Source organism: Streptomyces sp. NPDC018031, from assembly GCF_044327625.1.
Lineage (GTDB): Bacteria > Actinomycetota > Actinomycetes > Streptomycetales > Streptomycetaceae > Streptomyces.
Window position 1 is genome coordinate 1 of the sequence record NZ_JBIRFT010000075.1, and the last position, 1,146, is coordinate 1,146.

1 protein-coding gene is annotated in these 1,146 nt (G+C 71.5%); it reads right to left on the reverse strand.

Features of this window, described 5'->3' with window-relative positions; genetic code table 11:
• A partial coding sequence (locus ACH4B3_RS34295; RefSeq protein WP_398469721.1) for a type I polyketide synthase occupies positions 1-1,052 on the reverse strand: 1,052 nt, incomplete at its 3' end.
• Positions 1,053-1,146: the final 94 nt, after the last annotated feature.

Below are 1,146 nucleotides of genomic sequence, written 5' to 3' on the forward strand. Positions count from 1 at the left end.
TCGAACAGCGCGGTCGCGGGCAGCGCGAGGTTGGTGACCGCGGTCAGCCGGTTGCGTAGTTCGACCGCGGTCAGGGAGTCGAATCCCTGACCGTTGAAAGGCCGGTCACCGGCGATCGTGCCCGGGCGGGAGTGTCCCAGCACGGCCGCGGCATGCACCCGCACGATCTCCACCAGCCGGGCCAGGCACTCCGCCTCACCCAGCCCGGCCAATTCCTCCCCCAATCCACCACCGGCCCCACCGGCACCGGCCCCCGACCCGGAGCCGACTCCGGCCCCGGCTCCGGCTCCTGTCGCGGCTGTTGCCGGGAGGCCTGTGCTGGTGCTGGTGCTGGTGCTGTGGGGGGTGGGGGTGAGGTGGGTCAGGAGGGGGTGGAGGGTGCCTTGGGTGGCTTGGCGGTTCAGGGCTGCGGGGTTGAGGTGGATGGGGATGAGGAGGGGGGCGTGGTGGTGGGTGTGGGTGGTGTCCAGCAGGGTGAGGGCCTGGTCGTCGGTGAGCGCGTTGATCCCGCTGCGTTGCAGGCGGCGGCGGTCGGTGTCGTCCAGGTGGCTGGTGATGGTGCTGGTGGATTCCCATAGTCCCCAGGCCAGGGCCTGGGCGGGCTGCCGGTGGTGGTGGCGGTGATGGGCGAGGGCGTCGAGGAAGGTGTTGGCGGCGGCGTAGTTGGCCTGTCCCGGGGCGCCGAAGACGCCCGAGGACGAGGAGAAGAGAGTGAAACGGGTCAGTGGCAGGTGCGCGGTGAGGTGGTGCAGGTTGACCGCGGCGTCGACCTTCGCTCTGAGGACACTGTCCAGCCGCTGGGGTGTCAGCGCGGTCAGGACCCCGTCATCGACGGTGCCGGCGGTATGGATCACCGCGGTCAGCGGAAGCGCCGCGGGAATCGTGTCCAGCACATCGGCCAGGGCCTGGTAGTCAGCGGTGTCACACGCGGCGATCGTGACCTGCGCGCCCAGCCGCTCCAACCGGTCCTGCAACTCACCCGCGCCCGGGGCATCACTCCCGCGGCGGCTGACCAGCAGCAGGTGCCGGGCACCCCGCCCCGCCAGATGCACCGCGACACGCGAACCCAGCGTCCCGGTCCCACCCGTGATCAACACCGTCCCCGACCCCACACCACCACCGGCACCCCCAGCAGCCCCCACACCC